The organism is Streptomyces sp. NPDC059866 (assembly GCF_042731325.1).
In the GTDB taxonomy this organism is placed as follows: domain Bacteria; phylum Actinomycetota; class Actinomycetes; order Streptomycetales; family Streptomycetaceae; genus Streptomyces; species Streptomyces flavusporus.
Genome location: NZ_JBHWJT010000003.1, coordinates 56,337 through 77,943 on the forward strand (window position 1 = coordinate 56,337; position 21,607 = coordinate 77,943).

Annotated in this window: 25 protein-coding genes and 2 pseudogenes; 13 read left to right on the forward strand and 14 right to left on the reverse strand. The window is 69.1% G+C overall.

The genetic code is table 11. The annotated features are described in order from the left end of the window. Window positions 1-23: 23 nt before the first annotated feature. Window positions 24-650 (reverse strand): winged helix-turn-helix transcriptional regulator, encoded by a 627-nt coding sequence (locus ACFV7R_RS04670; RefSeq protein WP_385259869.1) that lies wholly within the window; start codon window positions 648-650, stop codon window positions 24-26. An 81-nt stretch (window positions 651-731) separates the two neighbouring features. Here ACFV7R_RS04670 and ACFV7R_RS04675 point away from each other — a divergent pair, with 81 nt between their 5' ends. Genes ACFV7R_RS04675 through ACFV7R_RS04690 form a run of 4 tightly spaced genes read left to right on the forward strand, consistent with a single transcriptional unit; the run spans window position 732 to window position 3,722 of the window. After that, entirely contained in the window at window positions 732-1,940 is a 1,209-nt protein-coding gene (locus ACFV7R_RS04675; RefSeq protein ID WP_385259871.1) for a pyridoxal phosphate-dependent aminotransferase, read from the forward strand. 21 nt (window positions 1,941-1,961) lie between these two features. Further along, on the forward strand, window positions 1,962-2,561 hold the full coding sequence (locus ACFV7R_RS04680) for a histidine phosphatase family protein (protein WP_385259873.1): 600 nt from the start codon (window positions 1,962-1,964) through the stop codon (window positions 2,559-2,561). A gap of 47 nt (window positions 2,562-2,608) precedes the next feature. After that, window positions 2,609-3,244 (forward strand): hypothetical protein, encoded by a 636-nt coding sequence (locus ACFV7R_RS04685; RefSeq protein WP_385259875.1) that lies wholly within the window; start codon window positions 2,609-2,611, stop codon window positions 3,242-3,244. 55 nt (window positions 3,245-3,299) lie between these two features. Beyond that, window positions 3,300-3,722: an acyl-CoA thioesterase gene (locus tag ACFV7R_RS04690; RefSeq protein ID WP_385259877.1), complete on the forward strand. Its 423-nt coding sequence runs from the start codon at window positions 3,300-3,302 to the stop codon at window positions 3,720-3,722. A gap of 196 nt (window positions 3,723-3,918) precedes the next feature. On the opposite strand, the gene ACFV7R_RS04695 is transcribed toward ACFV7R_RS04690, so the two are convergent. Next, window positions 3,919-4,515 carry a CGNR zinc finger domain-containing protein gene (locus ACFV7R_RS04695; protein ID WP_385259879.1) on the reverse strand — a complete coding sequence of 199 codons (597 nt, stop codon included), beginning with the start codon at window positions 4,513-4,515 and terminating at the stop codon, window positions 3,919-3,921. A 225-nt stretch (window positions 4,516-4,740) separates the two neighbouring features. On the opposite strand from ACFV7R_RS04695, the gene ACFV7R_RS04700 reads away from it, so the two are divergent. Further along, the gene (locus tag ACFV7R_RS04700) at window positions 4,741-5,547 is read left to right on the forward strand and encodes an SDR family NAD(P)-dependent oxidoreductase (RefSeq protein WP_385259882.1); all 807 of its coding nucleotides are present in this window, start codon (window positions 4,741-4,743) and stop codon (window positions 5,545-5,547) included. 41 nt (window positions 5,548-5,588) lie between these two features. Here the strand turns inward: ACFV7R_RS04700 and ACFV7R_RS04705 are convergent. Then, window positions 5,589-5,753 (reverse strand): annotated as a pseudogene (locus ACFV7R_RS04705) (winged helix-turn-helix transcriptional regulator); the annotation flags it as partial. Between ACFV7R_RS04705 and ACFV7R_RS04710 the strand changes: the two are divergent. The 3 genes and pseudogenes from ACFV7R_RS04710 to ACFV7R_RS04720 form a co-directional block, all read left to right on the forward strand. Continuing rightward, a pseudogene (locus ACFV7R_RS04710) lies at window positions 5,689-5,871 on the forward strand (MFS transporter); the annotation flags it as partial. The pseudogenes ACFV7R_RS04705 and ACFV7R_RS04710 overlap by 65 nt on opposite strands. A 216-nt stretch (window positions 5,872-6,087) precedes the next feature. Then, window positions 6,088-6,537 (forward strand): spore-associated protein, encoded by a 450-nt coding sequence (locus ACFV7R_RS04715; RefSeq protein WP_385259885.1) that lies wholly within the window; start codon window positions 6,088-6,090, stop codon window positions 6,535-6,537. A gap of 205 nt (window positions 6,538-6,742) precedes the next feature. Next, entirely contained in the window at window positions 6,743-7,258 is a 516-nt protein-coding gene (locus tag ACFV7R_RS04720; RefSeq protein ID WP_224737080.1) for a DinB family protein, read from the forward strand. Between the two features lie 143 nt (window positions 7,259-7,401). On the opposite strand, the gene ACFV7R_RS04725 is transcribed toward ACFV7R_RS04720, so the two are convergent. Next, the gene (locus tag ACFV7R_RS04725) at window positions 7,402-8,355 is read right to left on the reverse strand and encodes a zinc-binding dehydrogenase (protein ID WP_385259888.1); all 954 of its coding nucleotides are present in this window, start codon (window positions 8,353-8,355) and stop codon (window positions 7,402-7,404) included. Between the two features lie 77 nt (window positions 8,356-8,432). On the opposite strand from ACFV7R_RS04725, the gene ACFV7R_RS04730 reads away from it, so the two are divergent. Further along, entirely contained in the window at window positions 8,433-8,831 is a 399-nt protein-coding gene (locus ACFV7R_RS04730) for a winged helix-turn-helix transcriptional regulator (RefSeq protein WP_385259891.1), read from the forward strand. A gap of 307 nt (window positions 8,832-9,138) precedes the next feature. On the opposite strand, the gene ACFV7R_RS04735 is transcribed toward ACFV7R_RS04730, so the two are convergent. After that, window positions 9,139-9,276 (reverse strand): hypothetical protein, encoded by a 138-nt coding sequence (locus tag ACFV7R_RS04735; RefSeq protein WP_385259893.1) that lies wholly within the window; start codon window positions 9,274-9,276, stop codon window positions 9,139-9,141. 354 nt (window positions 9,277-9,630) lie between these two features. Continuing rightward, window positions 9,631-9,822 (reverse strand): hypothetical protein, encoded by a 192-nt coding sequence (locus ACFV7R_RS04740; RefSeq protein WP_385259895.1) that lies wholly within the window; start codon window positions 9,820-9,822, stop codon window positions 9,631-9,633. A gap of 119 nt (window positions 9,823-9,941) precedes the next feature. Between ACFV7R_RS04740 and ACFV7R_RS04745 the strand changes: the two genes are divergently transcribed. Then, window positions 9,942-10,706, forward strand: coding sequence for a helix-turn-helix domain-containing protein (locus ACFV7R_RS04745; protein ID WP_385259898.1), 765 nt, complete (start codon window positions 9,942-9,944; stop codon window positions 10,704-10,706). A gap of 66 nt (window positions 10,707-10,772) precedes the next feature. Here the strand turns inward: ACFV7R_RS04745 and ACFV7R_RS04750 are convergent, their stop codons facing one another. The 3 genes from ACFV7R_RS04750 to ACFV7R_RS04760 form a co-directional block, all read right to left on the reverse strand. Beyond that, window positions 10,773-11,564, reverse strand: a complete 792-nt coding sequence (locus tag ACFV7R_RS04750) for a hypothetical protein (protein WP_385259900.1) — start codon at window positions 11,562-11,564, stop codon at window positions 10,773-10,775. A 103-nt stretch (window positions 11,565-11,667) separates the two neighbouring features. Further along, a complete protein-coding gene (locus tag ACFV7R_RS04755) occupies window positions 11,668-11,997 on the reverse strand; it encodes a branched-chain amino acid transporter permease (RefSeq protein ID WP_385259903.1) in 330 nt (109 codons plus the stop codon). Beyond that, window positions 11,990-12,742, reverse strand: coding sequence for an AzlC family ABC transporter permease (locus ACFV7R_RS04760; protein WP_385259905.1), 753 nt, complete (start codon window positions 12,740-12,742; stop codon window positions 11,990-11,992). The genes ACFV7R_RS04755 and ACFV7R_RS04760 overlap by 8 nt, the downstream gene beginning before the upstream one ends. Window positions 12,743-12,822: 80 nt before the next feature. Between ACFV7R_RS04760 and ACFV7R_RS04765 the strand changes: the two genes are divergently transcribed. Further along, window positions 12,823-13,263 carry an Lrp/AsnC family transcriptional regulator gene (locus tag ACFV7R_RS04765; RefSeq protein WP_385260557.1) on the forward strand — a complete coding sequence of 147 codons (441 nt, stop codon included), beginning with the start codon at window positions 12,823-12,825 and terminating at the stop codon, window positions 13,261-13,263. Between the two features lie 238 nt (window positions 13,264-13,501). Further along, window positions 13,502-14,161: a 1,4-alpha-glucan branching protein gene (locus ACFV7R_RS04770; protein WP_385259908.1), complete on the forward strand. Its 660-nt coding sequence runs from the start codon at window positions 13,502-13,504 to the stop codon at window positions 14,159-14,161. A 179-nt stretch (window positions 14,162-14,340) separates the two neighbouring features. Here ACFV7R_RS04770 and ACFV7R_RS04775 read toward each other — a convergent pair whose 3' ends face one another. Beyond that, a complete protein-coding gene (locus tag ACFV7R_RS04775; protein WP_385259910.1) occupies window positions 14,341-15,963 on the reverse strand; it encodes a serine/threonine-protein kinase in 1,623 nt (540 codons plus the stop codon). 237 nt (window positions 15,964-16,200) lie between these two features. Continuing rightward, window positions 16,201-17,052: a phosphotransferase enzyme family protein gene (locus tag ACFV7R_RS04780; RefSeq protein ID WP_385259913.1), complete on the reverse strand. Its 852-nt coding sequence runs from the start codon at window positions 17,050-17,052 to the stop codon at window positions 16,201-16,203. A gap of 301 nt (window positions 17,053-17,353) precedes the next feature. On the opposite strand from ACFV7R_RS04780, the gene ACFV7R_RS04785 reads away from it, so the two are divergent. Next, complete coding sequence (locus ACFV7R_RS04785; protein WP_385259916.1) at window positions 17,354-17,557, forward strand: hypothetical protein; 204 nt, start codon at window positions 17,354-17,356, stop codon at window positions 17,555-17,557. Here ACFV7R_RS04785 and ACFV7R_RS04790 read toward each other — a convergent pair. The 3 genes from ACFV7R_RS04790 to pucL all read right to left on the reverse strand — a co-directional run bounded on the left by ACFV7R_RS04790 (window position 17,517) and on the right by pucL (window position 21,601). Then, entirely contained in the window at window positions 17,517-18,974 is a 1,458-nt protein-coding gene (locus ACFV7R_RS04790; RefSeq protein ID WP_385259918.1) for a nucleobase:cation symporter-2 family protein, read from the reverse strand. The genes ACFV7R_RS04785 and ACFV7R_RS04790 overlap by 41 nt on opposite strands. Before the next feature lie 205 nt (window positions 18,975-19,179). Next, window positions 19,180-20,559, reverse strand: a complete 1,380-nt coding sequence (locus ACFV7R_RS04795; RefSeq protein ID WP_385259921.1) for an 8-oxoguanine deaminase — start codon at window positions 20,557-20,559, stop codon at window positions 19,180-19,182. 121 nt (window positions 20,560-20,680) lie between these two features. Next, complete coding sequence (gene pucL / locus ACFV7R_RS04800; protein ID WP_385259924.1) at window positions 20,681-21,601, reverse strand: factor-independent urate hydroxylase; 921 nt, start codon at window positions 21,599-21,601, stop codon at window positions 20,681-20,683. Between the last annotated feature and the right edge of the window lie 6 nt (window positions 21,602-21,607).

Genomic DNA, 21,607 nt, shown 5'->3' on the forward strand with positions numbered 1-21,607 from the left:
ACCTCGGTGCGGCGGGCGTTTCGCTACACGTCGCGCAATGCCTTGGCGAGCGTCCCGTCGCCGGTCACGGTGATACGGCCGTCCCGCACCGCGTCGGCCACGCTCAACTCCCCCCGCGCCACGGCCGTACAGGTGTCGGTGTTCAGCACCAGCCGCACGTCGGGCTCGGCGGGGGCGGGCCCGTCACCGTACACGGGACCGTCCACGGCACCGGCGTACACATGGAAGTCCCCCTCCTTCAGCCGCACTTCGACGAGCCCCTCACCCTCCAGAGCCCGCAGCAGGGGCAGCGCGAACCAGTGCGCCCGCACCGCGTCCGTCGGCCGCCGCTCCCCCAGCTCGGCCTGCCCCCACACGCCCAGCGCCTGCAGCACCGGCAGCAACTCACGCCCCCGGCCGGTGAGTTCGTACACATAGGCCGCACCGGGCGGCGGCAGCCGACGGCGCGTCGACAGCCCGTCCCGTTCCATGTCCTTCAGCCGCGAGGCGAGTACGTCCGTGCTGACGCCGGGCAGATCCGCGTGCAGGTCCGTGTAGCGGCGGGGGCCGGCGAGGAGTTCGCGGACGATCAGCAGGGTCCAGCGGTCGCCCACGACGTCGAGCGCGCGGGCTGCGGAACAGTACTGGTCGTAGCTTCGGCGAGGTGACATGCGACGCAGTCTAGACATGTCGTTGGACTTTCCAAGCTGAAACTTGGTAAAACCAAGCAACACCAGATACCGGAGGGGCGCATGGAGTTCCGGCAGTCGAGCAAGCTCAGCGAGGTCTGTTACGAGATCCGCGGCCCGGTGATCGAGCAGGCCGACGCGCTGGAGGAAGCGGGCCACAGCGTGCTGCGCCTCAACACCGGCAACCCCGCCGTCTTCGGCTTCGAGGCTCCGGAGGAGATCCTCCAGGACATGATCCGGATGCTCCCGCAGGCGCACGGCTACACCGACTCGCGCGGCATCCTCTCCGCCCGCCGGGCCGTGGCCCAGCGCTACCAGACCCTGGGCCTGGAGGTCGGCGTCGACGACGTCTTCCTCGGCAACGGCGTCTCCGAGCTGGTCTCCATGGCCGTACAGGCACTGGTGGAGGACGGCGACGAAGTCCTCATCCCGGCCCCGGACTTCCCGCTGTGGACGGCGGTGACGACCCTCGCGGGCGGCAAGGCGGTCCACTACCTGTGCGACGAGCAGGCCGACTGGTACCCCGACCTGGACGACATGGCGGCGAAGATCACCGACCGCACCAAGGCCGTCGTCATCATCAACCCCAACAACCCCACCGGCGCGGTCTACCCGAAGGAGATCATCCAGGGCATCCTCGACCTCGCCCGCCGGCACGGACTGATGGTGTTCGCCGACGAGATCTACGACCAGATCCTGTACGACGACGCCGTGCACCACTCGACCGCCGCGCTCGCGCCCGACCTGGTGGTCCTGACCTTCTGCGGACTGTCGAAGACGTACCGGGTGGCGGGCTTCCGCTCCGGCTGGCTGGTGGTGACGGGCCCGAAGCAGCACGCGCGCGACTACCTGGAGGGTCTGACCATGCTGGCCTCCATGCGCCTGTGCGCCAACGCGCCCGCCCAGTACGCCATCCAGGCCGCGCTCGGCGGCCGCCAGTCCATCCGCGAACTGACCGCACCGGGCGGACGGCTGCGCGAACAACGCGACGTGGCCTGGGAGAAGCTCAACGAGATCCCCGGCGTGTCGTGCGTGAAACCCAAGGGTGCGCTGTACGCGTTCCCGCGCATCGATCCCAAGGTGCACAAGATCCACGACGACGAGAAGTTCGTCCTGGACCTGCTGCTGCGGGAGAAGATCCAGGTCGTACAGGGCACGGGCTTCAACTGGCCGACGCCGGATCACTTCCGGATCCTGACGTTGCCGCACGCGGATGATCTGGAGGCGGCGATCGGGCGGATCGGGCGGTTTTTGAGCGGCTATCGGCAGTAGCAGGCTCCTAGCCTGTGCCGCATGGGTGATCTCTTTCTCGTCCGGCACGGGGAGACCGAGTGGTCGCGGTCCGGGCGGCATACCGGGCGGACCGATGTGCCGCTGACCGAGCACGGGCGGGACGAGGCGCGCGCGCTGGTGCCGCTGATCCGCTCGCACCGGATCGGGGCCGCGTTCGTCAGCCCGCTGCAGCGGGCCCGGGAGACGGCGGAGCTGATCGGGCTGCACGGCCCACGGGTCGATGCGGATCTCGCGGAGTGGGACTACGGCGGCTACGAGGGGATCACCACCGTCGAGATCCAGCGTGACCGGCCCGGCTGGTTCCTGTTCGCGGACGGGGTGCTGCCCGGGCCGCCGGAGCATCCCGGCGAGAGCGTGGAACAGGTCGGGGAGCGTGCCGACCGGATGCTGGCCAAGGTGGACGCCGCGCTCGCCAACACCGAGGGGTGTGTGGTGCTGGTGTCGCACGGGCACTTCCTGCGGGTGCTGACGGCGCGGCGGCTGGGGCTGTCTCCGGCGGCCGGCGCGCTGTTCCAGCTGGCGACGGGCACGCTGTGCCGGCTGAGCACGGAGCACGGGCGGCCGGTGATCGCCGGGTGGAATGTCAGACCGCCGTCGTAGCCTTCGAAGCGATGGGAACAGTGGCCGGCGCCGGGAAGGAGCATGCCGTGACACGACCGCCCACCGCCGCCCAGCGGCGTGTCATCGACGCCGCCGATCCGGTCACCGGGCGGCTGCGCGGTACGGAGGCACAGCTCGCGGCGCTGGTGAAGCGGGGGCTCGCCTTCCGGCATCCGCGGCCGCCGCACGATCACTTTCTGACGCCGGCGGGGCATCGAATACGGGAGGCGGCGCCCGAAGCCCCCGAGCCTGCGGTGGAGGCTCCCGCCGCCTCCGGTGTGTTCGCCGCCCGTATCGGCGGTGAGGAGGGCGCCCCGGAGATGGGTCCGGCCCGCGTCCGGGAGGTGCACAGCGCCTGGCAGGGGCTGCTGGAGCTGCGCCGGATGACCAATCCGGACGGTGCCATGGACCGGCCGTGCGGGTGGGAGCGTAAGCATCTGGTGCAGGCCGCCGCGCTCGCCCTGGAGGCGGCCGGTCACCTCCCGGCCGGGCCGGAGCCGGATGCCGCGGGCTACCGGGTTCGGGCGACCCCGCAGCCGGAGGCGGTGGCCGTCCGCGAACCGGATCCCGAGGGGCTGCGGGCCTGCGCGGCCACACTGGAGAAGGCGGGCTGGCAGGTCGGCGAGTACACGGAGCCGCGGACGAGGGCGCGCTATCTCCTGGCTTCTCCGCGACGGATGTAGGGGGCACATGTCAGGATCGGTTGAACCACCGACCGCGGCAGGAGAAGGGGAAGTCGTGACCGAGCCGTTTTCCGTTCCGGTGACCGTCCGTGGGTACGAAACGGATGTGCAGGGGCACCTCAACCAGGCCGTGTACCTCAACTACGCGGAGCATGCCCGCTGGTCGCTGCTGCAGGCCGCCGGCATCAGTCAGGCCGGTCTCATCGGCAAGGGCGTGGGCCCGGTGGCCCTGGAGACGACGATCCGCTACAAGCGGGAGCTGCTCGCGGGCGACGAGGTCGAGGTGACGTGCGCCTTCGACTGGGGCAGCGGCAAGACGTTCCGCATCGAGCAGACGATCCGCAAGACGGACGGCACGGTGGCGGCCGAGATCACGGCGGTCGGCGGCCTCCTCAACCTCGAGGAGCGCAGGCTGGTCACCGATCCCCGGGAGGTCTTCAAAGAGCTGGCGTCGGACCCTAGCCTGTTCGGGCTCTAGGGGCGTATTTCGAAAGTGCTGGTCACAGCCACTCGTTGATGGCTGCGACCAGTACGGTCGCCTCGTAGCGGACGGCGAGCTGGAGTGCACGTCGGTACATCGGGCTGCAGCACCACCCGGCCACGTCCAGGGCGTTCGCAACAACGCGGACTCCGCGAGGGGCGCGGGCTGCTTGGCGGCGATGCGCCACCGGTGGTCAGGGCAACTGCCTGCGGCGGGCCCGGGAGGCCCGCAGATTGACGGCGTTGCCGCAGACGCGTACGTCGTGCCAGACCCCGCTGTTGTTCCGCGAGCGGTCGTAGAAGGCCACAGCGCACTTCTCGGATCGGCAGATCTTCAGTCGCCGCCAGGTGTCGTTCTGCTGCGCGTCGTAGATCTCGCCGAGCAGAGACGAGGTGATCCATCGGGCGCCCCGTCCTTCCGGGTGCACCTCGATCCGACCGTCGGAGGTCAGGGCGAGGCGTAGTGAGCCGGTCGGCTCCGGGCCGGGCCGGGTCGGTTCGGCGTCGGACGGGTTCTGGTGGTTCAGTCCTGCTCGCAGTCGGTCCCGGAGCGCACGCAGCCGGGGCAGGTCCCGCTCCGTGAGCGCGATGTCCGGCGGCCGGCCGGCTCCGGTCGCCTCCGCCCACCGCTCCAGCGCAGCGTTCAGCCACTCCTGCGCAGGTCGCACCTCCTGCAGCAGGTCCGGGTGGCTCGGTCCCCCCACGCCGATGGTGTTGAGCAGGTCTTGCACCAGGGCGAGCCCGCCGGGGGCCGACTCCATCCCAAAGCGTTCAGTGGCCGTATAGGACATACCCAAAGCATAGTCGGTTATGTTGAGACTCACCTTGCTCGACATAGGTGAAAAGCTTACGGTTATGTCTGATGCAGAATCGGGCCAGCAGCGGCGTGAGCCTGGACGGCTTCGGCCTCGCCTGCTGTGGGGGACCTGCCGCTCCGTGCCTACTTCAACGGATACGCGTTGTGGACCTACTGACCACACCGTTCTTCACCTGCGATGCGAAGGAATGACGACACAATGAGTGCTACAGCGGGAACCGCCCTGATCACCGGCGCCTCCTCCGGCATCGGCGCGGTGTACGCCGACCGACTGGCCCGGCGCGGCCACGACCTGATCCTGGTGGCACGCAACCGGGAAAGGCTGGACGCGGTGGCCGAGCGGATCACGACCCGGACCGGCCGCTCGGTGGAGGTCCTGACCGCAGACCTCGGGCAAGCCGAGGATCTGCGCCGCGTCGAACAGGTCCTGCATTCGAACGCGGACATCTCGGTGCTGGTGAACAACGCCGGTTTCGGTGCGGTGTCCACGCTCGTGGACTCGGACGTGGACGCGATGGAATCCATGATCACCCTCAACGCGACCGCACTGACCCGGCTCACCTATGCGTTCACCCCTGGTGCGGTGTCCCGAGGCGGCGGCACCGTGATCAACATCGGATCGATCGTCGCCGTCGTCCCCGAGCTGCTCAACGGCGTCTACGGCGCCTCCAAAGCGTTCGTGCTGGCACTGAGTCAGTCGCTGCGGCACGAGCTGGGCGAGAAGGGACTGCGGGTGCAGGTAGTGCTGCCCGGAGCCACCGCGACGGACTTCTGGGAGATCGCCGGCACCCCGGTGGAGAACCTGCCCCAGGAATGGGTGATGACCGTCGACGACATGGTCGACGCCGCACTCGCGGGGCTCGACGGCGGCGAGTTCGTGACCATCCCGGCACTGCCCGACGCCGAGTTGTGGGATGCCTACCAGGCCGCGCGCCAGGCTCTGAGCGGCAGCCTCTCCGGCTCTCAGCCCGCCGCACGGTACCGGCGCACCTCCACCACGCGATGAGACCGTGTCCTACGGTCACACCAACTCCGGTGCGCGCTCCTCGGCCCCGTCGGATGGACCGTGCGGGTGACGAGGCCGTCGCGCTCGAGATTGCGCAGGGCGAGGGTCAGCATCCGGCGGCTGATCCCCTCGATGCTCCGCTCCAACTCGGTGCTGGGCATGCTGGTCGCGCTCTTCCCTGAGCCACGGGAACAGGCCCGCTCCATCGCGGCGTTCAGCGCGGTCGGCGCGGCGGGCGGAGCCCTCGGCACGTTCCTCGGCGGGGCGCTGACGGAGGCTCTGAACTGGCACTGGATCTTCCTGATCAACCTGCCCATCGGGCTCCCGCCGTTGCTCCTGCTCGCCGGTGACGCCGATCCGGTGGCGGCCACGGCGGAGGTTACCAACTGGCATACCAGGCAGGGACGTTGATGGCGGCGGGGGCGCTGGTGCCGGCGGCCGCGGTGCTGCGGAAGCGGTAGAACTGAGCACAACCATTCGCATACCCCGTGGGTCACACCATGCGGGAACAACCACCTCCAATGGAGACCAGGGGGAAATATGCGATACGCGCGTTCTGTCCTGTCCGCTGCCGCGTTGGCGGCCCTGACGGTGGGCACCACGGCCGCCCTGACGGCGCCCGCCTCCGCCGCACCCAACACCACACCGCAGAAGGTCTGCGGAAGCGGCTACAAGACCGTGAACTCGGCACCCGTCGGCTCGCTGGGCACCGTCTACCTGACGTACAACGCCTCCAACGGCAAGAACTGCGTGGCGACCATCCGCAACAACCCGGGCACCGCCGTGGACATGTCCGCGTGGATCTACGTCCCCGACACCGAGGAATACGGCGAGGACTACGGGCGGTACACGTCGTACGCCGGACCGACCTACGTCTACGGCAAGGCCCACTGCGTCGACTGGGGCGGTCACATCAACAACGTGTATGTACAGGTGACGGGCTCCAACTGCGGTGCCCTGAAGGAGCACCGGGTGACCTTCACCCGCTGACCCGGCACAGTGGCACGGCTCGCCCCGGCAGGACTCGCGGAGTTCTGCCGGGGCGAGCGCGTGTCGCGGTGCGGCGCCCAGGGCCTGTCCGGCGGATCTTGTGACTGATACGAGGCCGGGGCTTGGTTCAGGGCGAGGAGCTCAGGCCGTACGTCGCCGAAAACCTGGCGACAGTCGGAGACCGGACCCGGTAGCGTCCGCAGGCATGTCTCCTTCACTTGAACGTCCCCCGTTTCAGGCCGACGAGCGCACCGCGCTCATTGGCTGGCTGGACCTTCAGCGGCAGATCCTGCGATGGAAGTGCGAGGGCCTCAGCGAGGCGGATGCGCACCGCTCCGTCATCCCGACCTCGCCGGCGATGACGATGGCTGGGCTCATCAGCCATATGCGGTGGGTCGAGCACACCTGGCTGGAGGTGCTGTTCCTTGGTGGAGACGAGACGCAGAACCCGTCCTTCGACGAGACGGACGAGGACGCCGACTGGCGCACCGACGGCGTCACACTGAAGCAGCTGCTCGCGGATTACGAGACCCAGTGCGCCCGAAGCAACGAGATCGTGGCCGCAGCCTCTCTGGACGACGTCGGTCGCCACCATGGCTACCGCTCCGGCAAGGCCAACCTCCGCTGGATGCTCATCCACCTCATCGAGGAGACCGGACGGCATGCCGGACATGCGGACATCGTGCGGGAGCTGCTCGACGGGGCGAAGGGGTACTACTAGCTCTATCCGGCATATCGAGACCTGAGCCAGAGCCGGATCGAGGCCACGGTGACGGTGCCGTGGAAGACGTAGGCGCATTTGTCGAGCCGCGTCGCCACTGCCCGGAAGTCCTTGAGAGCGCTGATCGTCCGACCGGACAGGCCCTAGCCCCGCGGAGAAGGTCCCGGGGCGTGCAGCTCACCGGATGCCGTCTCCAGGACAGCTTTTCCGGAGATCCGACGACCGCGAAGCGCCTCGGCCGCCTCGTCGAAGCGGTCCCAAGATCCTTGCCAGCCGATCTCGACGGTGAGGGCCCCCTCAGCGGCCAGCTCGGTGAGAATGGCCAGGTCAGCGCCGGCGTCGCCCTCGATGACGAAAGAGGTCAGCGACTTGGCCGGGCCGACGGTCGCATACGGCGGAAAGACCGCCGGTTCCCCGGAGGTCCAGCCGACGCTCTGCACGCTGCCCCCGGGAGCGAGCAGGTTCCAGGCCGCGACCAGCTGGGGGCCGCCGACGCTGTCGATGACCACGTCGACCGGTCGCTCGAGTCCCTCCAGGCCGATCAGCACCTCGTCCGCGCCGGCCTCGGCCAACCCCTCTCCGCGGCCTGTCGAGCCCACGGACGCGATGACGTGAGCACCGGCCCGCGCCGCCAACTGGACGGCGAACCGGCCGACTCCCCCGGAGGCACCGGTGACCAGCACCCTCTTGTCCGGACCGAGCCCGGCGGCCCGCAGCGAGCGCAGTGCCGCCACTCCGGCGACCGGCAGAGCAACCGCCTGCGCCAGGTCCAAGCCCTTCGGCACCTTGGCGAGCGCACCCACGTCGATCGCGACGCGCTCAGCGAACGCCCCCGAGGTCAGGGCCACCACCCGGGTGCCCACCACCGGGCCGGTTCCTTCGGCGGCGGCTTGAACCACCACCCCGGCAGCGTCCGAACCGAGCACCGCACCCACGGGGACCCGCCCGGAGCGGGCGTCGTTGAGGTCGCCGTAGTTCAACGAGGCGTGGGAGACGTCCACCAGGACCTCGTTCGGCCCGGGCACGGGGTCAGGCACCTCGGCGAGACGGACGGCGGCGGGTGCGGACGGGTCGACGACGAGAGCACGAACAGGCATGTTTTCCCCCTTGGTTCACGACTTGTAACAGCAGTCATCATCGATAACTCTGCTGCTCATCGGAAGGAGGCACTTTCATGTCACGCAGTCACACCCGTGTTACTGACGCGCTGAGGGACGAAGCCTGCCCGGTCACTGAGGTGCTCGACCGCGTGGCGGGCAAATGGAGCATCGGGATCCTGATCGCCGCCGCCCACGGCCCGGTCCGCTTCACCGAACTCGAACGCTCCATCAACGGCATCAGCCGACGAATGCTCACCCTCAACCTGCGCAGGCTGGAGCGGGACGGACTGCTCGTTCGCACGGTGTATCCGACCGTGCCGCCCAAGGTCGAGTACAGCCTCACTCCCATGGCCCGAGAACTCCACGCCTCGCTGACCGGGCTGGTGGGCTGGGCCGAGCGTCACCGGGCCGCCATCGCCGAGGCCCGGGCCGCCTATGACACCGCGGCGGAGCAGGAACCCCACGCCGGCTGAACGGGCCCGGACCGGCTCTCGGGCTTCCGCGATTCAACGACAGCCAGCGGGGAGCGAAGGGCCCACTCTGGCGTCAAGAGACCTGCATGATCGCAAGGACAGGTCCTGGATGATCTCGATGGGGCGTACGGCGGCGGGATCCGCTCCCCGCCGTACGCCCGTCCACGCGAACGCCGTTACGTGGTCCTCGGTCCTCTCCCGGTACGTCCGCGTCAACCGGCCTCCGTGACGGCGAGGGCATGGCCAGCAGTCCGCCGATGGCCACCGTGGACCACACCACCGCCCCCCCCCCCCAGCACGAGAGCGGTCATCGCCTTGAAGGCCTGGGTGTCCCGGTACGGCGAAGTACGGTCGACTCGACGGTGTACGTCTCCTGCACGTCGTGCGCCTTGCCGTGGAGGACCTTGGGCACCGTGCGGGTGCGGATCTCCTGCTCGATCTTCATCGGTCTGCCTCCGGGGCGGTGGGTGTGCGAGCCCGTACAGAACCCAACTTGAGCTGGGCGGGCCGACGATTGAGCCAAACCGCCGGCGAGGACGATCCGGCCCGTCCCGCGCAACGAAGAGCCCCGGGCGGGAGGGCCAAGGGCTCGTCTGCGGGTGTCAGTTCCGCTGGGCGAGCCAGCGGCGTGTTCCTCCCCTTGGCGGAGCGCAGGCGGCGGGGTCGGCGCAGACGACGATGCACACGTCGGCCACCGACGCTCGGGGGATCCAGTGGGCGACGCCGTCATCCGTCCAGCGACCGCAGTGGGCACAGCGGCCAAAGGCTCGCGGATTGACCATGTCCCAGCACGGCGGGCTCACCGGATGCCCCAGGGGCGGGTCCGGCAGCGCGGGCACTCGCACGGGGGAAACTCCAGGGAGTACACCGGCGCATCGGAAGGAGCAAACGTGACGGACCGTACGGGCGTCCGCTCCAGGGTCTCCGGGTTGATGCGGTACACCTCGATGGTCAGACCGGGATGCGTGGACTCACTGTCTGTAGTTGGCATGTGACTTACCATCGGGCTCACCGGCCCCAGAGCGCGGCGACGAGGGAGGCGTCATTCCGGCGGCGGACGGGGCGTCATTTCGGTGTCGTTAGCCAGCCTTGGCGGGTAGCGTGATCCGTATGAGCACACCGAACGCAACGCTCCGAGCCGTACGGCTCGGTTTACTGATGAGCCAGGATGAGTTCGCCAGGGCGGTGCGCGACGCCGGACAGCGCGCGGGCCAGCCGAACGATGCTACGAAGCGGCTGGTGCAACGCTGGGAGAGCGGTGAGACGGCCACACCCCGGCCGGTGTATGCCCGGGCGCTGGAGATGGTGACTGGCCTGCCGATCGAGTCCCTGGGCTTCGCGGCCCCGGTGCCGCAGGTCCGCGTGACCGGCGACGGCCACGGCGGGCACGACCTACAGGACTCCCCGGTGGGCATCCCGGCTGCCAGCGGCCAGCCCACGTCCCAAGCCTCACCTCGGGGTAACTATTCCGGCATCTGGCTGAGCACATACGAGTACTTCTCCAGCGGCCGGGACTCGACCTTCATGGGCAAGCACTACGTGGTGCTGCTCCAGCACGGCAACCGGCTGACGGGCCGCAGCCTGCCCCAGGGCTCGCTGAACCCGGACAGTCCGCTGACGCTGGACCTCCAGGTGGACGGCAGCATCATCACCGGCACGTGGACCGAGCAGACCGCGAGCGAGGGCTACTACCGAGGCGCGCGGTACTTCGGTGCGCTGCAGATGCTGGTGGAGCCGACCGGCCGCCGCATGGCGGGCAAGTGGGTCGGATTCGGCAAGGAGTTCGACGTGAACACGGGTCCGTGGGAGCTGCAGTTCATGGACGCCGACACCAGCAAGGCCACCATCGCCAAGTACAACAAGGCGCCTGAATGAGCCGGGACCGAGCAGCCCTGAGCGCCTGCCGGGTTGTCAGGTCGCACCGCCCACGGCGCTGATCCCTTACCTGGACGTGGCAGTGGCGGTGGCGTCGCCAGGGATCGCGAACATGGTCCCGGCCTGGGTGGCCAGCGCGGCGATCGCGGCGACGGCGAAGGCCATCAGGCCGAGTGAGGGCAGTGCGAGGGCGAGGGCGAGGAAGAAGACGGCGGGGGCGGCCAGGCCCATGATCAGGCCGTCGAGGACGGCGACGGCGGCGTTCGGGCCGTGGGTGCGGTGGGTGAAGACGGCCATCACGACGCCGAACACCGGGAACGGGGACAGGAGTCCGGCCAGATGCGGGCCGATGATCGGGGCGAGGCCGATGATGCCCATCACCACGCCGGTGGCCACGATCATGCGCAGCGGGAGGTCCCAGCCGGGCGGGTTCGCTGGCTCGACCGGTTCGTCGGTGGTGCGGCCGGCGCGGCGGGTGATCGCGAACCCGGCGACGAGTGCCGCCAACACGAGCAGGAACGTGGGTACCGCGGGCCAGTTCAGGTAGGCCAGGACCGTGGTGGCCGCGGCGAACGTCACGCAGCCGGTGACGAACGCGGCGGTCATACCGTGGTGGGCGAGGGCTCGGTAGGCGAGGGCGAAGGCGAGTTGGGAGATGGTCCCGGCGAGCATGCCGATGGCGGCGTGTCCGGCGAAGGCGTTTCCGTGGTCGGTGGCGAGGAAGAACGCGACGGGACCGGAGGTCAGCGGCAGGGCGACGAGCCAGCCGCCGACCTGGTGGCCCCAGCGGCGCCCGGCCAGGCTGGCACCACCGATCAGCAGCGGGGTGACCACGACCTTGACCGCGACGTTTTGCACGGGAATCTCTCCTACTCTCTGGGGGCAGGCACCGCGGGTGCCCGCGTTGAAGGTGTGGGGCTCATGCAACGCAACAAGCCCGCCAGGCGAAGCTCCGCGCCGGTCAGGGCGCGAAGAAGGTGCTGGACAGGGCGACGCAGACGGCGGTTCCCGCGAAGACGCTGAGCAGCGCGTTGCGGCGCCACAGGTGCAGTCCGACGGTGACCGCGAGCCCGGCCAGCGGGGCGAGCGCCCGGGTCTCGGTGAGCGGGAGGGTGCGCAGGGTGTAGAGGCTGAGGATCACCATCACGCCGGCGGGCATGCGGGTGCTGAGGTACTGGATGGCCTTGCTGGAACGCAGCGGTTCCAGGGCGGTGAAGGGCAGCGCGCGCAGCCCCCACGTGATGGCACAGCAGACGCCGGCGACAGCGATCAGGTAGCGGGTGTCAGGCATGGGCGGGCCCCCGGCGGGTGGCGAAGTGGCGGGCCAGCAGGGCGGCGGTGAACAGGCAGAACGCGGTGAGCAGCATCTGGCCGGGGGTGATCAGGCGGGCGATCAGCGCGGCGAGTGCGGCCAGGAGCGGGATGGGCAGGTCGTGGCGGCGCTCGCGGATGGCGTCCAGGGCCAGGACGACGAGCAGGGCGGTCATGGCGAAGTCGAGGCCGGTGATGCGCGGCGGGAGCAGCGAGCCGACCAGGGCGCCGGTGAGTGAACCGGCCACGCAGTACAGGTGGTTGAACGCCTGAAAGGACACGATGCGCGGGCTCGACCAGTCGCGGGCCTGGCCACCGGTGGTCATGGCGTACGCCTCATCGCTCAGCGCGAAGGTGCTGTAGAGCTTGGCCAGGCGGCCGTTGACGCGGTGCAGGGGGAAGGACAGCGCGTAGAACGCGTGGCGGCCGTTGACCAGCAGTGTGGTCAGCCCCACGGTGACCAGCGGCGTGGCTGCCAGAAGCATCGGGACCAGCAGGAACTCCAGCGTGCCGGTGTACATGACGGCGGAGAACATGGGCCCCGACCACCACGGCAGTCCGGAGTGGGTGATCAGCATTCCGAAGGCCAGGCCCATCGGGACCAGGCCCAGGCCCACGGAGGCAGAGTCCTTGAGCGCGGCCGTCATCTCGGTGCGTATGCGGGCCCGGGGCGGAGCGAGGGCAGACCGAAGCTGGTCGGCCACGGAGACCTGAGGTGTTCCCATGCTGCAATGTTAGGAAGAACTGCGCCTTATTTGGTTGCCGATAATTGGCCTATAATGCCGCTGTGCGCAATGAAATTAGAATCGATGCGATCGACAGTCAAATTTTGTTTCACCTGCGTCAGGACGGTCGGCTGACGAACGTCGAGGTCGCGAAGCGGGTCGGCCTCACGCCACCATCGTGCCTCCGGCGGGTCAAGCGCCTGGAGGAGGTCGGCATCATCGCCGGCTACCGGGCCGTCATCGATCCCGACGCGATGGGCCGCGGCATGGAGGTCCTCGTCGACGTCGAGATCTACGCCCAAGACCGCAAGACCATCGAGGAGTTCGAGGCCACCATCGCCTCCTACGACGAAGTCGTCGAGTTCCGCCGCCTGTACGGCAGCCCCCACTACTTCGTCCGCGTCGCCGTCGCCAACAACGCTGCCTACGAGACCTTCCTCATGGACAAGCTCACCGGCCACCCCGCCGTGCAACGCCTCGAATCCCACCTCACCATGAAAACGATCAAGGCCGAAGGCTGATCCGGACGAGGACCCGCACCAGCCCGACTGCCTCCACGGCCGGGGCCGAACGTCTGCGGCTCCCTCATCCGTTCACTGCGAGGCCGCACTGACCTGCGGTGTCAACTAACTCGACCAAGTGTCATCTACCTCGAAAAGTCGCAGCTCAATACGTCGGTAGCTGTGCGCCCCTCTGTTGTCGGCGGCGGCTGTCACACTTTCGTGCATCGCATCTGCTCAAGGGAAGAGGTCCTCCTGCATGGCCGTCATCCACCACACCGTCCTCAAGCCGACCAAGCTGGAACTGCTCACCTCCTGGCTGCCCTCCCGCCCGTGGTATCGCGGTGGCGCGGGCGAACCGAAGTTGGCGAAGGCCGGCGGCTTCCGGCTGGACGACCCGCAAGGCGAGGTCGGCATCGAGTTCATCGTGGTCACCGACGCCTCCGGCCCTCACCTGATCACCTACCTGGTGCCGCTCACCTATCGCGGCGCCCCGCTCGACAGGGCGGAGCACGCCCTCGTCGGCACCATGGAGCACGGCGTGCTGGGGCAGCGCTGGGCCTACGACGGCTGCCAGGACCCCGTGCTGGTCGCCCAGTTGCTGGCCCTGATCGAGGGGCGGGTGCAGGCCCAGGACCAAAACATCAGCGACGTCCCCGACCGGGAGGTCGTCGCTTCCTACACCAGTGAAGGCTCCATCTCCACGGACGTCACCGTCACCGACGATCAAGAAGGCACCGGACTGACCACGCCGCACGGCACGACCCTCCGCTTGCACCGGGTCCTGCAGCCCGCCCCGGACGGCCCGTTTCCTCCTCCACAGGGAGCAACCGGCCACGTCAGCGGCTCCTGGCAGCTGCCGAACGGCTCCCGCGCCCGGGGGGTGTTCGCCGTCTTGCACACCGGCACCCGGGCGTAGCCGCAACATCTTCGTTCACCACCGGAGCCAGATGAGGAGCGCGGCGGCGGTCACTGCGCCGAGGGAGACGCATCCGACCGCCCGCTCGACGGTGTTGCGCTTCTTGTACCGCTCGGCATCAAAGCCCGGCGGCCGTCCACCCCGCGAGCGCCGGCGCGGCGGTCCAGCCGCCTGCACCACTAGGCCGCCGCCCGCCAGATCGTCATGTCCCCGGTCACGAAAGCGATGTGGGGCAGCGCCGTCGACTTCGTCTGGATCACGAGCAGCGCGATGTCCCCGGAGGAGTGTTTGACGCAGATCTCGCTGCCGTTCGCCGCCGCGGCCAGCGGAAGGCGCTGGCCTTCAGGGTCGGAGAGGGCGATACGACACGAGTCGAGGCTCGCCCCGGGCTTCGTGTACAGCAAGGCGAACTCGCTGGTGTCGCTCTCCAGCGCGCAAGTCTGCCCGCACACAAGGCGGATGTCGCCCTTGCGGTCCTTGCGCGGGACTTGGGGGTCGTCGAAACTCACCGAGGTCTTCCCGTCCAGCCAGACGAGGGGGTACGGGGTGGCTTGCAGCGACTTGGACGCGGTCGGGGAGGGCCGCGACTCCTGTGCCCCGCCACCAGTCCATGAACTCTCGGCACCGGGCCCCGACGTCGGCGCGGATGCCGATGACGACGCCGACGACCGTGCGGACTCCGAAGAACCAGGCGTCGACGGTGCGCCGGCGACCCAGTCGCGGAACCTCTCCCCCGCGTCCGCTACCGTCCACGCCAAGCCCATCATCAGCAGCACGCCGGCCGTCACGGTCGCGGTCGTGATCAGCGCGGTACGCCGTCTTCGCGCCTGGCGCTCCTCCGGCCCCGTCGGCTGCGGCCGCGTGACGAACGGCAGCGTGTGCACCGGTGTGGGATCGGGGACCAGGGACGGAACCGTCACCTCCGGCCCTATGACCTCCCGCCAGACGGCCGGCCCCGCGCCCGCGTCGGCGTCCCCGCCCAGCCGCTGCCGACACCACTCGACGACCTCCGCCGGAGTGGCCCGCTCCTCCGGATCGGCGGCCAGGCAGCGGGCGATCAGCGGACGGAGCGGCTCGGACAGCCGGGACAGGTCGGGTTCTTCGTGCACGATCCGGTAGAGCACGCTGGGCGCGGGGCCGTCCCCGTACAGCGGCTCACCCAGCGCCGCGAACGCCGCCGTCTGGCCCAGTGCGAAGATGTCGGTCGCCGCGGTGACCTCACCCGCGGTCGCCTGCTCGGGGGCCATGAACTGGGGCGTACCGACGGCGGAGCCCGTGGCGGTGTGCGAGCTGAGGTCAGCGGCCAGCGAGATGCCGAAGTCGATCACACGTGGACCGTCGGCGGCCAGCAGCACGTTCGACGGCTTGAGGTCCCGGTGGACGATTCCCGCGGCGTGGATGGCCTGCAGCGCCTCGGCCACCCCCGCCATCAGCCACAGCACCGCGGGCACCGGCAGCGGTCCGCGCCTGGCGACGGCCTCGGCCAGGGAGGGCCCCGGCACGTACAGCGTGGCCGACCAGGGCGGTACGCCGTCCGCGTCGGCGTCGATCAGCTCGGCGGTGTACGCGCCCCGGACCCGCCGGGCCGCCTCCACCTCCCGGCGGAACCGCCGTCGGAAGGCCGGATCGTCGGCCAGCTCCGGCCGTACCACCTTGATCGCCACCGGCCGTCCGCCCTGCGTGTGCGACAGGTAGACCCGGCCCATGCCACCCGCGCCGAGCCGGGCGACGAGGCGGTAGCCGGCCACGACGGGCGGATCGTCCGCCTGTAGTGGCTGGAACACCTGGGTGGCGTTGTTCATCGGCCCGCTTCCCCCTGATCCCCTGCATCCCTGGTCAACCGTGAGTTGACCGAGGCAAAAGCCTAAACGGAATTCGGCTGCGGGAAGCTCCGGCATGATCCGCCGGACAGGCCCTAACTGCCCACGGCGGTGCTGGTGTTGCCGGAGTCGCGCGCCGTGGAGGTCGACGGCCGAGGCCGGGATCACGGTAGATCCCGACATCAACAGCCAGCCGGCCACGACCTCGAAGGTCCGCGATCAGTCATGGGTGTCCAGGCCGTTGCGATCGAGTGCTGCTCGGATCTGGCTGAGCCACTCTGTGCCCAGCTGGCGCCCGTTGGGGAGTTGGTCGCCTCGATCCCAGCGCCACGTTGTGATCATCGCCAGCATGAGGATCCGGCACTCGCGGAGCAGGTCTTGATCGACACCCGGATAGTGCTCGCTGACTTCTTCGGGCGCATGGGCGAGGTCGAATTCGACGGGCCCGCGGCAACACGTCTCAAGGTCTATGAACAGCAGCCCGTTCTTCGTGGTGAGCATGTTGCCCGGGTGCGGCTCGCCGTGCAGCAGCTGCTCGGCGCCGCCGCGCTCGCCGATCACTCGTCTCAGGTTTCGTAACGTGTCGCCGAGCAGCTCCCGGTCCGCGTCGGCGAGCGCCGGAGTGCGGTCGCGGTTCGCCACGAGTTGTTGAGCCTGCTCGACTCGATCCGTGAAGTGCGGCGTCGGGACATCGAGCTTGCGCATGCCGGCATGCAGCCGCTCGAGTGCATGGGCGTAGTCGGCTGGTGAGACCTCTCGAGGTGTCACGGGTTCGTAGTAGGTCCATAGCGTGACCACGAAGCCATCACGCTCATAGACGCGTGGCTCCACTCGAGGCTCGAGAGCAGCCACAGGGCACCCGGATTCGGCGAGCCGCTGCGCAAGCTCGACTTCGAACTGTGCGACCTGATGCGCTACAGGTGCCACCCGGGCCAGGACGTCACAAGGCAGCAGACGCAGAATGAGCTTGTTCGAGTCATGAAGAACGATCGCGTCGTCGACTGTCAGGTCAAGTGATGAGGCGGTCGACATGGCCGCGGCCACCGCACGCGGGACCTCTGACGCCTGCATCGTCGTCTGGCCCCTCTCCCTTGAGCGCTGCCACAACTCTCCAAGCGGTGCAACCTGCGCACCCTACCAAGTCGTCGAGAGAGAGCCGCGGTAGGGCGAAGGGCTGGACGCGACTGAATCGGCGATCTGCCCCTTCGGCTGCTCAGCCGACAACCGTCGAACAACGCAAACGATTCCGTGAGGCGGCGAGGACGAGCGGTGTACGGTCCGGAGAATGTGACACTTTCGCGGAGAGTGTCACATTCCCGCGGCTGACTACCTGGCCGCAGCGGATTCGCCAACAGCGTCGTGATGCTGCCCGGTGGGGCGTTGTCGTCTGCGGCCGACTCTGTACGCCACGAAGGCGGGCCTGCCCCTGCGGGCGGTGGCCAAGGGGACGATGCCGTGCGAGCTGCTGTCGAGGCGTCGCCACACGCACCACGCGCTGGACGACGCCGTCGAGCAGGCCGAGCTGTTCGTCAACCTCATGAAGTGGCCGGGGCCCGGGTCGTCGCCGCCCCGGTGATCTCCTCCCCCGCCTCCATCGGATGGGTCACGTCCTGCGCATCCCGGCCTTTGCCCAGGTGGTTGAAGACCAGGTTCAGCAGGACGGCCGCCACACACCCCGTCGAGATGCCCGAGTCCAGGACGATCGTCGCCGTCTCCGGGAAGGCGTGGTAGAACTCCGGGGCCGTGATCGGGATGATGCCGACGGCCAGCGACACGGCGACGATCAGGACGTTGTTGTCCTTGTCCAGGCCGGCCCGGACCAGGGTCTGGATGCCGCTGGCGGCCACCGAGCCGAACAGGACCACGCCCGCGCCGCCGAGCACCGGGCGTGGTACGACCGCGATGAGCGAGGCGGCCATCGGGCACAGGCCCATCAGGACGAGGAAGGCGCCGCCCGTGGCGACGACGTACCTGCTGCGGATCTTCGTCATCGCCACCAGGCCGATGTTCTGGGCGAAGGCGCTGCACATGAAGCCGTTGAAGAGGGGGCTGATCGCCGAGCCGAGCGTGTCGGCGCGCAGGCCCGCTGCGATGGTCTTCTCGTCGGCCGGGCGCTCGACGATCTCGCCCAACGCCAGCATGTCGGCCGTCGATTCGGTCATCGACACCACCATCACCACGCACAGCGAGATGATCGCGGCGAGCTGGAACTGCGGGGCGCCGAAGTGGAACGGGGTCGGGAAGCCGATGACGTCCGCGTCCGCCACCGGGCCGAAGTCCGTGACGCCGAACGGGATGGCGACCAGCGTGCCGGCGACCAGGCCGAGCAGCACGGCGATCTGCTTGACGAAGCCCCGGGTGAAGCGGCGCAGGAGCAGCACGATCAGCAGGGTCCCGGCCGCCAGGCCCAGGTTCGTCGCCGAACCGTAGTCGTCCGCCGCCGGGTTGGGGCCCTGCGCCCAGCCGAAGGCGACGGGGAGGAGGGAGATGCCGATCAGCGTGATGACCGTGCCGGTGACCACCGGGGGGAAGAAGCGGACCATCTTGCTGAAGAAGGGGGCGGCCAGGAAGCCGAGGAGTCCCGCCACGATCACCGCGCCGAAGATGATCGGCAGCGCGTCGGACTTGTCCTCGGTGGACGCGACGATCGCGGTCATCGGGGCGACGCCCGCGAAGGTGACGCCGTTGACGAACGGCAGCCGGGCGCCGATGTTCCAGATGCCGAGGGTTTGGAGGAAGGTGGCCAGGCCCGCGGTGAACAGGCAGGCGCCGGTGAGGAAGGTCAGGTCGGTGGCGGTCAGGCCTATGGCCGCGCCGACGATCAGGGGTGGGGCGACGACGCCCGCGTACATGGCGGCCACGTGCTGCAGGCCGGTGGTCGCCATTTTCAGGGCGGGGAGTTTCTCGTCGACGGGGTGGGTCGCGTCGACTGGCTGATCGGACACGGCGGCTCCTCCGAGCGGCTGACACGTCGGCGTTGACGTGGGTTTCATGGAGGTGATGCGTGTGGTCGTGCGGGACCAGGACGGACCCGTTCTCAGGGAGGGGAACGGTGACCGTTCCGGGGCGCACGCGTCCGACGCGCGCCCCGGAGACGGCCGCCATGGACCCCGCTCGGGTCCACGGCTGCCGGCCGGGAGCCGTCCCTCCCGTCCGGAGATCAAGTGCCGTATGCAGTAAGGAGATTCAGTACGGCGATCAGGCCTGCGCCGAGATCTGCGCCAGGCGCTGCGCTTCCGCCCGCGTCGAGCGCGCGATCGTGTCCTCGTCGACGTGCAGCAGGCGGTTGTCCTCGACGATCTGACGGCCGTTGACGAAGGAGGCCGTGACCGGGGCGGCGGCCCCGAAGACCAGCGCCGTCACCGGGTCGGCGATCGAGGCGTGGGCCAGCGTGTCCAGCTTCCACAACACCAGGTCGGCCAGCTTGCCCGGCTCCAGGGAGCCGATCTCCGCGGCACGGCCCAGGACTTGGGCGCCGCCGTACGTCCCGAGCCGCAGCGCCTGCCGGGCGTTCAGGGCGGCCTCGCGATGGGCGCCGAGGCGGTTGATGAGCAGCGCGTTGCGCAGCTCGGTGTGCAGCTCGCCGGACTCGTTGGACGCGGTGCCGTCGACGCCGAGGCCGACCGGGACGCCGGCCGCCAGCATGTCGGGGACGCGGGCGATGCCGGCCGCGAGGCGTGCGTTGGACGACGGGCAGTGGGCGACACCCGTCTTCGTGCGGGCGAAGGCGGCGATGTCGGAGTCGTTCATGTGGACGCAGTGCGCCATCCACACGTCCTCGCCGAGCCAGCCGGTGGACTCGAAGTAGTCGGTCGGGCCCATGCCGAACAGCTCGTGGCAGAACTTCTCCTCCTCGACCGTCTCCGAACCGTGGGTGTGCAGCCGTACGCCGAGACGGCGGGCCAGCTCGGCGCCCTCCCGGAGAAGTTCGGTGGAGACGGAGAACGGTGAGCAGGGCGCGACGGCCACCTGGGTCATGGCGTCGAAGGAGGCGTCGTGGTGCTTGTTGACGGTCTCCTCGGTCGCGGCCAGCGCGCCCTCGAGGGTCTCGACGGCGAAGTCCGGCGGCAGCCCGCCGTCCTTCTCGCTGCGGTCCATGGAGCCGCGGGCCAGGGTGAAGCGGACGCCCGTCTCGCGGGCGGCGCGGATGATCGCGCCGGACAGGTCGCCGGAGTCGTGCGGGTAGACGTAGTGGTGGTCCATGGCGGTGGTGACGCCGCCGCGGGCCATCATCGCGAGCGAGCCCTGGGCCGCCGCGTACACCATCGGCTCGTCGATGCGTGCCCAGGTCGGGTAGAGGGCGACGAGCCAGTTGAAGAGGTTGTGGTCCGTGGCCAGGCCCCGGGTGATCCACTGGTAGAAGTGGTGGTGGGTGTTGACCAGGCCGGGGGTGACCAGGTGCCCGGTGGCGTCGATACGGCGTACGACGTTCTCCAGGCCCTCGGGGGCCTTGCCCGCGCCGACCGCCTCGATGCGGTTGCCGGCGACGACGACGTGACCGTTCGCGTACTCGGTGTCGTTCGTGTCGACGGTCGCGATCGCACAGTTCTCGATGACGATGCGCCGGTCTGCTGCCATGGTTCGTCCTTTGCGCTGATGTGGAGAGGGCACGGCAGGACCCTGGGAGTTTTGAGTGCCGCGGCCGGGAGCCTTCCGAGATCCGTGTCCCCCGGCCGCGGGTGCCGAAATATGGAGTTGATCAGAGGTTGGTGAGGTCCACCGGGATCCTCGCCTCACAGCCGTCCCGCAGGATCGTGCCCTCGATCAGGCCGTACGGACGGTCGGCGGCGAAGTACACCTCGTTGTCGTTCTTCAGCCCGAACGGCTCCAGGTCGACGAGGAAGTGGTGCTTGTTCGGGAGGGAGAAGCGGACCTCGTCGATCTCGCTGCGGTTGTCGATGATGCGCGCGCCCATCTGGTACAGGGTCTGCTGCAGCGACAGTGAGTACGTCTCGGCGAAGGCCTGGAGCAGGTGCGTCCTGGCCTCCTCGTAGGACGTGTCCCAGTCGGGCATCTCCTGCTCGTCGGCCGACCAGTTGAAGCGCCAGCGGGCGGAGACGGACGTGGCCAGGATGCGGTCGTACGCCTCGGGGAGGGTCGTGTACTTGTCCTTGACGTAACCCCAGAACTCGGAGTCGGTCGAGTTCATGACGGTCAGGTCCTTGAGACCGGAGACGACCTCCCACGACGAGCCGTCGAACGTGATCTGGGTGAGCCGGGTCTCCTGGCCCTTGCGGACGAACGAGTGCTCTCCCTTCCCGGAGTTGTCGATCCGCTCCCAGGCGTACTCCTCGATGCGGATACGGGCCGTCCTGATCGGCTCCTGCGAGGTCACGAAGTGCCGGGCCAGGTGGATGCCGAACTGCTCGGCGGACTCGATGCCGTGCTCCTTGGCGAAGGCGTACACCGTGTTCTTGGTGGTGTCCGTCGGCAGGACGTTGGCGTTCGAGCCGGAGTAGTGGACCTCGTCCATGTCGCCGGAGAGCGACACGGACACGTTCAGGTCCCTGATGTGGTGGGTGGCGCCGTCCCGCGTGATCTTGACGACTCGGTTCTCGGCCTTGCCGTACTGGTTCTGTCCCAGAATCACAGGGCGGGCAGGGCGGGAAATGTCGGTCATGGTGTC